Genomic DNA, 9,740 nt, shown 5'->3' with positions numbered 1-9,740 from the left:
TACGCCGGCTCGAGGAACCCCGTCTCCACCCCGGCTCTCAGAGGTGGGTCCGGGCCGAGAGCGACTCTGCGAACGCGAGCAGGGAGGGCACCGCGTCGGGGCCGTCGGCCGCGGCCGAGACACGGATCGAGAAGTCGTCGGCCGCGAGGGTCCCGGTGTAGCCGTGGTCGGCGTCGCAGTCCGGGTCACCGCAGGTGGCCGGCTCGAGGTCGAGCCGGGCGACGCCGCCCCAGCCGATCGTGAGCACGGCCTCCGCCGGTGGCGTCGGGCCGTCGGTCGGGTTGGTGACCATCCGGGTCACCACGACAGACCTCACCGACGAGAGTGCGATCGCCTCGGTGGAGGTCGAGGTGTACGGCGCCGGCAGCATGTCGTCGCCCTCGTGCTCGTCGGTGTGGGCCAGGATCAGCCGGCTCGGGGTCAGCACCACGACCGTCAGGTGACGGCGTACCTCGTCACGGTCGAAGGTCGGCTCGTGGTGGACGAAGAACGACACGACGTCCTCGCCGGCGACCGCCCGCATGACACCGTCGGCCACGACCTCGGGGTAGTACCCGGTGCGGTCGATCGCCTCCTTCAGACCCTGCATGGGTCGAGTCTGTCACGACGCGCTCAGTTCGGGATGGTGTCATCCACTGCAGCCGGCAGCCTGCGGACGAACCAGTCGGATCGCGGGTCGGCCACGGGGTCGACGCGGGCACGCGCGGTGAGCACCGTGCAGTGGTCCGCGCCGGCCAGGACCAGCGAGAGCTCGAGCGACGAGATCTGCGGCAGGTCGTGCTGGAGCTGGGCCACCCGCGAGATGAGATCCTCCACCGGTTCGACGTCGACCACCTCCGAGCCGCGGTAGCCGAACAGCATCGGCGCGGCCTTGATCTCGCGGGTCATCGCGGCCGGGTCGCGAGCACCCAGCGGCGGGATGCGGTAGGACCGGTCCTCGAGCAGCTCGGTCAGCGGCCCGGAGATGCCGAACGACACCACCGGCCCGAACAGCGGGTCCTCCATGCTCCGGATGCTCAGCGGCACCCCGGGTGACGCGTTCTTCTGGACCACGAAGCCCGCCGTCTCGGAGTCGTCGATCAGCGCTCCCAGACTCTCCCACGCGTCCTTCATCTCGGTCGGCCGGTCGATGTTGCGCCAGACATGGGCGAGGTCGGGTCGCTCCCGCAGCCGGTCGGTGGTCGCCTTGAGCACGACGTCCCAGCCGAGGTCCTTGCCGGCCTTGGTCGCCTCTCTCAGGGAGGTGACCGGCCGGGCCTCCCACAGCTCGACGCCGTACGCCGTGAGCAGGGCGGCCAGGTCGCCCGGCCCTAGCTCGGTGCCGTCGGGATGCTCGACCAGGAGCCGGTGGACGAGCGCCTTGGCCACGCCGGGCTCGATCTCGTCGGGCACCACCGTCGACCCGTTCGGGGTGCGCAACCAGACGGCGTACTCGACGACGCGGGCGAGCGCGCGCACCGCCGCCTCGACCGCGGGGTACGACGGAACAGAGCCGCGGCCGGCCGTGGAGCCGGCGACGTCGGGCACGCGCAGCAGCTCCGGCACGCCCTCGGCACCGAGGAACGACGAGACCAGCGGCTTGTCGGACTGCTCCCCCACGGCCGCGAGCACGTCGGCGACCTCGACCCCCGACACGTCGATCGGCGGGATGTAGACCGCGATCACGGCGTCGACCTCGGGGTCGTCGATGGCGGCGTCGAGCGCGTCCTCGAAGTCCGGACCGGTCGCGTCGGCGCCGAGTGCCACCGACCGGCTGACCACGAGCCCGACAGCCGCCGCGGCATCGGCAGCGAGCAGTCCGAGCGCGTCGGAGTTGCCGACGATGGCGACTCGTCGTCCGCGTGGCAGCGGCTGGTGGGCGACCAGCTGCGCGACGTCGAACATCTCGTCCAGCGTGTCCACCTGGATCACGCCGGCCTGGCGGAACATCGCGTCGACGGCCTGGGGCGGCGCCCCGATCTTGCGCACGGCCTGACCCATCGGGACGCCCTGCGTCGTGCGGCCCGAGCGCATCGCGATGATCGGCTTGCGCAGCGCGACCCGCCGCGCGATCCGGCTGAACTTCCGCGGGTTGCCGATCGACTCGAGGTAGAGGAGCACGACCTCGGTGGAGTCGTCCTCCTCCCAGTACTGCAGCAGGTCGTTGCCCGAGACGTCGGCGCGGTTGCCGGCGCTGACGAACGTCGAAAGACCGAGGCCACGGTTGTTGACCTTCTCCAGGATCGCCGTGCCGAGGGCGCCGGACTGGCAGAAGAACCCGGCCCGACCGCGGGCCGGCTTCTGTGTCGACAGGGACGCGTTCAGGCTGACCTCGGGGTCGGTGTTCACGATGCCCAGGCAGTTCGGCCCGATCACCCGGAGACCGTAGGACCGCGACAGCCCCACCAGCCGGCGCTGCCGCTGCCGGCCCTCCTCGCCGATCTCGGCGAAGCCCGAGGAGATGATGATCAGGCCGTGCACGCCCTTGGCGGCGCAGTCGAGCACCACGTCCTGCACCGCCTCGGCCGGCACCGCCACGATCGCGACGTCGACGTCGCCCGGGATGTCGCCCACGGTGGAGTACGCCGGCAGGCCCGAGACCGCCTTGGCCGTCGAGTTCACGACGTACACCCGGCCGGTGTAGTCGCCGAGGACCAGGTTGCGCACCAGCGCCTGACCGACCGTGTCCTGCCGGCGGGACGCCCCGATCACCGCGATCGAGCGCGGGTTGAAGAACTTCTCGATGGACGCCGCCTCGGCCCGGTGCTCGCGTCCGACCATCACGCCGATCGCGGTGTCGGTCGGCTCGATCGGGAACTCGAGGGTGATCACGCCGTCCTCGAAGCCGCTGACCAACCGGTAGCCGGCGTCGCGAAAGGTCTGGATCATCCGCTGGTTGTCCGGGAGCACCTCGGCCACGAACCGCTCGATGCCGCGCTCGCGGCCCGCTTGGGCGAGGTGCTCGAGGAGCAGCTGGCCGATGCCACGCCCCTGCTGGGCGTCCTCCACCAGGAACGCGACCTCGGCGAGCTCGTCCGGTGCCGAGTCGGGGTCGTCCGCGTCGACCGCATGCCCCTCGTAGCTGCCGAGCGCGATCATCCGCCCGGACAGCAGCATCACGAACGCGACCCGGTGGACGTGGTCGACCTGGGTGAATCGCGCGATGTCGCGCTCGGACAGGTGCGGCATCGGCGAGAAGAAGCGGTAATACTTCGACTGGTCGGAGACGCGCCCGTAGAAGTCGACCAGCAGATCCGCGTCGTCCGGCCGGATCGGCCGGATGTGCGCCGTGCCGCCGTCGCGGAGGAGGACGTCGGCCTCCCAGTGACGGGGGGCGACGTACTCGTCGGCGTTGGCGGCGGTCACGCACGGAAATCTAGCCGCCCGAGGTTTCGCGGTCGTTGCCCAGAGGTCAACGGCGAAGGGCGTACCTCAGGTGCAGGACGCGCTCCCCCTGCACGGCCACGCTCGGGTCGTCCAGGACGATCTCGTCGGTGGACGAGCCCAGGAATTTCTTGCCACGCCCGAGGAAGACCGGAGCGAGGTCGATCGCGAGCTCGTCGGCGAGCCCGGCCGCGACGACCTGGCCCCCGACCTCACCCGCGCAGACGAGCACGGTTCCGTCACCGGCGTGGTCGGTGGCGCGGCGTACGGCGTCCTCGATGCCGTCGGTGCAGAAGGTGTACGGCGCATCGGGGTAGCGCCGCCGCCACTCGTCGGCGTCGCGGTGCGTGACGACGAAGACGCGGTCGCCCGCCATCGTCATCCCGCCCCAGCCGTCGGTGAAGTCGAACAGGTGCCGGCCGATCAGCTGGCAGCGGACGTCGGAGACGTCGAGGTAGTCGGCGGACTGCTGCGACACGTGGAACACGTGGTCGGGATTGAACTTCAGGTCGACGTCGCCGGCCTCGTACCAGTCGAAGATCGGTCCCGGCAGGTCGTCGGGACGGGCGATGAAGCCGTCGAGCGAGGCGACGGCTTGAACGACAACGGTGGCCATGAGGCTCCTCCTCGTATTCAACTTCTTGGTTGAGAACACTCAACCAGAGCCCTCATCGCGTTGTCAACCACATGGTTGCGAACAAGGTGGTGCCCGTGCGGCGTGCCCCGAGCTCCGGCGTCGGCGGCACCGGGGAGAATGCGCGCATGGCACGCGGCAGCACCAAGCAGGACCTCCCCGACGACTTCGAGGAGCACATCCTCGACACCGACATCAAGCAGGAGATGGAGGCGTCGTACCTCGAGTACGCCTACTCGGTCATCTACTCCCGGGCCTTGCCCGACGCGCGCGACGGCCTCAAGCCGGTGCAGCGCCGGATCCTCTACACGATGAACGACATGGGCGTGCGACCCGATCGTGGCCACGTCAAGAGCGCTCGCGTCGTCGGCGAGGTGATGGGTCGCCTGCACCCGCACGGCGACGGCGCCATCTACGACGCGCTCGTGCGGATGGCGCAGCCCTGGTCGATGCGGCTGCCCACGGTGGACGGCCACGGCAACTTCGGTTCTCCCGACGACCCCCCGGCGGCGATGCGCTACACCGAGTGCCGGATGGCGCCGTCCGCGGTCGCGATGACGGCGTCCATCGACGAGGACACCGTCGACTTCAAGGCGAACTACGACAGCCGCGAGCGGGAGCCGGTGGTCCTCCCGGCGGCGATCCCCCACCTCGTGGTCAACGGCGCTACCGGCATCGCGGTCGGGATGGCGACCAACATGGCGCCGCACAACCTGGTCGAGGTCGTCCAGGCGCTGCGCCACCTGGTCACCCACCCCGACGCGACCCTCGACGACGTGATGCGGTTCGTCCCGGGTCCGGACCTGCCGACCGGCGGCATGATCGTCGGGCTCGACGGGGTCCGCGACGCCTACGAGTCGGGCCGGGGCACGTTCCGGATGCGCGCCACGGCACGCGTCGAGCCGGTGGGCCGCCGCAAGGGCATCGTGGTCACCGAGCTGCCGTACGGCGTGGGCACCGAGAAGGTCTCGGAGCGGATCAAGTCGCTGGTGCAGACCAAGAAGCTCCAGGGCATCGCGGACATCAAGGACCTCACCGACCGCGAGCACGGCCTCCGGCTGGTGATCGAGGTCAAGAACGGCTTCGTCCCCGAGGCGCTGCTCGAGCAGCTCTACCGGCTGACTCCGATGGAGGACTCGTTCGGCATCAACAACGTCGCGCTCGTGGACGGCCAGCCGCGGACCCTCGGGCTCAAGGATCTGCTCCAGGTGTTCCTCGAGCACCGCTTCGACGTCGTGCGGCGCCGCTCCGGGTTCCGGCGGCAGAAGGCCGCCGACCGACTCCACCTGGTCGAGGGCCTGCTGGTCGCCATCCTCGACATCGACGAGGTCATCCAGCTGATCCGCTCGTCCGACAACGCCGCGGCCGCCAAGGAGCGGCTGATCGGCGTGTTCGACCTCACCGACGCCCAGGCCGACTACATCCTCGACATGCCGCTGCGCCGGCTCACCAGGTTCTCCCGCCTCGAGCTGGAGAAGGAGAAGGACGAGCTCGAGCGCACCATCGAGGCGCTCGAGGCGATCCTGGCCGACGACCAGCTGCTGCGGAAGGTCGTGTCCGACGAGCTGGCCGAGGTCGCGAAGACGTTCGGCACGCCGCGACGTACCGTCCTGCTCGAGTCCGCGGGCGTCACGGTCACGGCCACCGCGACCTCGCTCGAGGTGGCCGACGACCCTTGCTTCGCCTACCTCTCGTCGTCCGGACTGCTCGCGCGCTCGTCGTCGGACGAGCTCCCGGGCGGCGAGGGCGCCCGGACCAACCACGACGTGATCGTCTCGGCCGTGCGCACGACCGTCCGTGGCGAGATCGCCGCGCTCACCTCGCGCGGCCGCGTCGTACGCCTCAACGTGCTCGACCTTCCGGCCCTTCCGGGCTCGGCCAACCATCCGAACCTCCAAGGCGGTCTGCCCTTCGACCTGGTCCGCTCGCTCCAGCAGGGCGAGCGGGTGCTGGGGCTGTGCGAGCTGCGCGCGGACGGGCCCGGCCTCGCGCTGGGCACCCGGCAGGGCGTGGTGAAGCGGGTGAACCCCGAGGTGCTCGGCAAGGACGAGTGGGACGTGATCGCGCTCAAGGACGGCGACGAAGTGGTCGGTGCGGTCGAGCTCCGCACGGGCGACGAGGAGCTGTGCTTCATCAGCTCCGACGCGCAGCTGCTGCACTTCGGCGCCTCCGGCGTCCGCCCCCAGGGTCGCAGCGGTGGCGGCATGGCCGGCATCAAGCTCGGCGCAGGTCACTCAGTGGTGTGGTTCGGCGCGCTCGGCGCGACGCCCGCGGTGGTGGTGACGGCCAGCGGCTCGTCGACCGCGCTGCCGGGGACCGAGCCGGGCGCGGTCAAGGTGACCCCCTTCTCGGAGTACCCCGGCAAGGGTCGCGCGACCGGTGGGGTCCGCTGCCACCGGTTCCTGAAGGGCGAGGATGCCCTGATCCTCGGCTGGGCCGGCGCCGCACCTGCCCGGGCGGCCGCGGCCAGCGGGTCGCCCGTCGACCTCCCCGAGGCGAACGGCCGTCGCGACGGGAGCGGTACGCCCGGGGCGCAGCCGATCGTCGCGTGCGCCGGTCCGGTGCCGAGCCAGCTCTGACATCGGCTGTGACTCGGCTGTGACCCCCTGTGACCCGCTGTGACTCGGCTGTGACCCGCTGTGACCCTCTGTGACAAGGTGACCTCCATGTCGCTGCGACGTGTCGCCCCGGCGCTGTTGGCCACGTTGCTGCTGGTCGCGGGATGCGGCGGTGGGTCGGGGTCTGGCGACACCGACCCGGCCGGGGCCCTGAAGACCGCCCAGCAGAAGCTCGAGGACACCAGCGGCGTCATGTTGTCGCTGAGCACCGACGACCTGCCCGACGGGGTCCAGGGTCTGAAGTCGGCGTCCGGCACCGTCACCGACGCGCCCGCCTTCGACGGCACCCTCGGAGTCGTCACCAGCCTCGGCTCCTTCTCGGTCCCGGTCAGGTCCGTCGACGGGCGGGTGTACGCCCAGATCCCGCTCACTCCGGGCTGGTCGGAGCTCAATCCCGCCGACTACGGCGCACCCGACCCGGCGCAGCTGGTCAGTGCGGAGAAGGGCGTCCCGTCCCTCCTGGCGGCCACGACCGACCCGAAGAGCGGCAAGGACATCCGTGGCGGCTCCGACAACAGGGAGGTGCTGTCGACGTACACCGGCACCGTGCCGGCCTCGGCGGTCTCCTCGATCATCCCGGGGGCGACGGGCAGCTTCGCCGCGACGTACGCCGTGACGTCGGACGGCGAGCTCCGGCAGGCGACGTTGACCGGCGTCTTCTACGCCGGCCACCCGGCGAACACCTACACGCTCGTCCTCACCGACTACGGCACCAGCAAGGACATCACCGCCCCATGACCGGCTCATGACGCCCCCTGACCGGCTCATGACCGCCCGGCCCCGGTTGCTGCTCGGGCTGGCCTCGGTCGCGGTGGCGTTCGCCGCGGCCGACACGTACGTCGTCGTCCTCGCCCTCCCGGACATGATGGAGTCCGCCGGCATCCCGATCGACCAGCTCCAGCGGGGCGCGCCGATCGTGTCCGGCTTCCTGCTGGGGTACGTCGCGATGTTGCCGCTGATCGGCCGGATGGCCGACCTGCGCGGCCGGGTGCCGGTGCTGGTCGGCTCACTGGTGCTGTTCGCCGCCGGCTCCCTGGTGACCGCCGCGGCGTACGACCTGCCCAGCCTGGTGTTCGGGCGTTTCCTCCAGGGGGTCGGCGGCGGCGGACTGGTCCCGGCGACGCTCGCCCTGGTCGCCGACCTGTATCCGGTGGACCGGCGCGGCGTACCGCTCGGCGTCGTCTCCGCGGTCCAGGAGCTGGGCAGCGTGATCGGCCCTCTGTACGGCGCGGTGATCCTGGCGGTCTCCGACTGGCGGGTGATCTTCGCGGTCAACCTGGTCGTCGGGCTGGTCCTCGCGGCGGCCATCCGAAACCTGCGGTTTGGTCCCAAACCGCAGGAAAACCGACCGGATCCTTGCGGTTTGGGACCAAACCGCACCCCTCCGATCCGTCGCTGGGCCACCTTGGACTGGGGCGGGCTGGTGCTCCTGCTGGTCGGCGCGGCCGCCGCCGCACTGGTCGTGCTGCAGCCGACGTCCCTCGTCATCGACGTGACGTGGGGGCAGCTGTTCATCCCGGTCACCGGCTCGGGCCGCTGGCTCTCCCCGCTCGGGCTCGCCGCGATCGTCGCCGCGGTGCTGTTCCTGGTGCGCTGTGGCACCGCCCGGCGTCCCCTGGTCGACCTCCGGGGCTGGTGGGCCGCCGCCCTGAGTGCCGACCTGCCCGGCGCCCTGTTCCTGGGGGCCGCGCTCGGCGGCGTCATCCTGGCCTTCGCCACCGCCGACCCCCGGGTCGAGGTGTTCGCGCCGCAGGGGTGGTGGTACCTCCTCGCGGCCCTCGTGGCGACCGCGGTGTTCATCTGGCACCTGCGGACCGACGATGCCCCGCTGGTCCCCCGCGGCGCGCTGCGTCGTACGCCGGCCTGGGGCGCGCTCCTGGTCAGCTTCTTCGTCGGCGCGGCCCTGATCGCGGCCCTCATCGACATCCCGATCTTCGCGCGCACCACCGTCTACTCCGACTCACAGCTGCTGGCCGCCCTCGTCCTGGTCCGCTTCCTCGTGGCGCTGCCCGTCGGCGCCGTCGTGGGCGGTTACCTGACGCGCACCGTGTCCGCGGGTGCGGTCGCGGCCGCCGGGATGGTCCTGGCCGCGTTCGCGTTCGTGCTGATGAGTCGCTGGGACCTCACCTCGTTGTCGGCCTGGCCGGCCACCATCCCGCTGGTGGTCGGCGGCTTCGGGTTCGGTCTGGCGCTCGCCCCGGTCAATGCGGCGGTGCTCGCCGCGACCGACTCCGACGTGCACGGCCTGGCCGGTGCCGGCGTGGTCGTCTCGCGGATGATGGGGATGCTCGTGGGCGTGTCCGCACTGACCACGATCGGGCTCCGGCGCTACTACGCCGAGGCCGGCGACCTGCCGCCACCGCTCCAGGTGTGCGGCGGGTCGACCACCCGCTGCGACGCCTTCGACCACCTGCTGCAGGAGGCTGGGATCGCCCAGGAGCAGACGGTGTTCGCCGGCGCGGCCGTCTGCGCGCTGGTGGCGGCCGTGCTCGCCCTGGTGCTGTTCCGAGCCGCCGAGACCCGGGCGTTACCCTCGCGTCCGTGGGTGAACCCGTGAACGACGATGACTTCGCCGACCTCCTCGCCGCCAACGCGGCGTACGCCGAGACCTTCGAGGAGAGTGGCTTCGACGGCGTCGCCCATGCCGGCGTCGCGATCGTGACCTGCATGGACTCCCGCATCGTGCCGCTGGCCATGCTCGGCCTCCGCCACGGTGACGCCAAGATCTTCCGCAACCCCGGCGGCCGCGTCACTGAGCCGGCGCTCGAGGCGCTGGTGCTCGGCGTCCACCTGCTCGGTGTCGAGCGGATCCTCATCGTCCCGCACACCCGCTGCGCGATGGCCTCCTCGACCGAGGAGGAGCTCCACGAGCGGGTCTCCGCGTCGGCGGGCGTCGACGCGTCGTGGCAGCCGTTCCACGTCGTCGCGGACCAGCTCGCGGCCCTCACCGAGGACGTCAACAGCGTGCGCTCCCACCCGCTGATCCCGGAGCGCGTGAAGGTCGGGGGCTTCCTCTACGACGTCGACACGGGGATCCTCACCCGACACGCGTGATCTGGATCGAACCTCCGAGACCCGCAGCCCGTATCTACGTCGGCGCGCCGAACCTCCTCGACCCGTGGGAC

The 9,740-nt window shown here is 71.3% G+C and carries 7 protein-coding genes; 4 read left to right on the top strand and 3 right to left on the bottom strand.

Annotated elements, in window-relative coordinates; genetic code table 11:
• Positions 1 to 37 precede the first annotated feature (37 nt).
• The 3 genes from VGJ24_RS17420 to VGJ24_RS17410 are packed head-to-tail and all read right to left on the bottom strand — an operon-like array spanning position 38 to position 3,979.
• Positions 38 to 589, bottom strand: coding sequence for a DUF5998 family protein (locus tag VGJ24_RS17420; RefSeq protein WP_331501907.1), 552 nt, complete (start codon positions 587 to 589; stop codon positions 38 to 40).
• A gap of 23 nt (positions 590 to 612) precedes the next feature.
• On the bottom strand, positions 613 to 3,345 hold the full coding sequence (locus tag VGJ24_RS17415; protein ID WP_331501906.1) for a GNAT family N-acetyltransferase: 2,733 nt from the start codon (positions 3,343 to 3,345) through the stop codon (positions 613 to 615).
• A 46-nt stretch (positions 3,346 to 3,391) separates the two neighbouring features.
• Entirely contained in the window at positions 3,392 to 3,979 is a 588-nt protein-coding gene (locus tag VGJ24_RS17410) for a dihydrofolate reductase (RefSeq protein ID WP_331501905.1), read from the bottom strand.
• A gap of 146 nt (positions 3,980 to 4,125) precedes the next feature.
• Between VGJ24_RS17410 and VGJ24_RS17405 the strand changes: the two genes are divergently transcribed.
• The 4 genes from VGJ24_RS17405 (at position 4,126) to VGJ24_RS17390 (ending at position 9,669) form a co-directional block, all read left to right on the top strand.
• On the top strand, positions 4,126 to 6,576 hold the full coding sequence (locus VGJ24_RS17405; RefSeq protein WP_331501904.1) for a DNA topoisomerase IV subunit A: 2,451 nt from the start codon (positions 4,126 to 4,128) through the stop codon (positions 6,574 to 6,576).
• 87 nt (positions 6,577 to 6,663) lie between these two features.
• Positions 6,664 to 7,353 (top strand): LppX_LprAFG lipoprotein, encoded by a 690-nt coding sequence (locus VGJ24_RS17400; protein WP_331501903.1) that lies wholly within the window; start codon positions 6,664 to 6,666, stop codon positions 7,351 to 7,353.
• A 7-nt stretch (positions 7,354 to 7,360) separates the two neighbouring features.
• Positions 7,361 to 9,172 carry an MFS transporter gene (locus VGJ24_RS17395; RefSeq protein WP_331501902.1) on the top strand — a complete coding sequence of 604 codons (1,812 nt, stop codon included), beginning with the start codon at positions 7,361 to 7,363 and terminating at the stop codon, positions 9,170 to 9,172.
• Entirely contained in the window at positions 9,157 to 9,669 is a 513-nt protein-coding gene (locus VGJ24_RS17390; RefSeq protein ID WP_331501901.1) for a carbonic anhydrase, read from the top strand. The genes VGJ24_RS17395 and VGJ24_RS17390 overlap by 16 nt, the downstream gene beginning before the upstream one ends.
• The last annotated feature ends 71 nt before the right edge of the window (positions 9,670 to 9,740 follow it).

It is taken from the genome of Nocardioides sp., from assembly GCF_036493135.1.
Taxonomy (GTDB): Bacteria; Actinomycetota; Actinomycetes; order Propionibacteriales; family Nocardioidaceae; genus Nocardioides.
The sequence above is the reverse complement of the archived record's forward strand: the minus strand, read 5'-3'. Positions and strand labels throughout refer to the sequence as shown.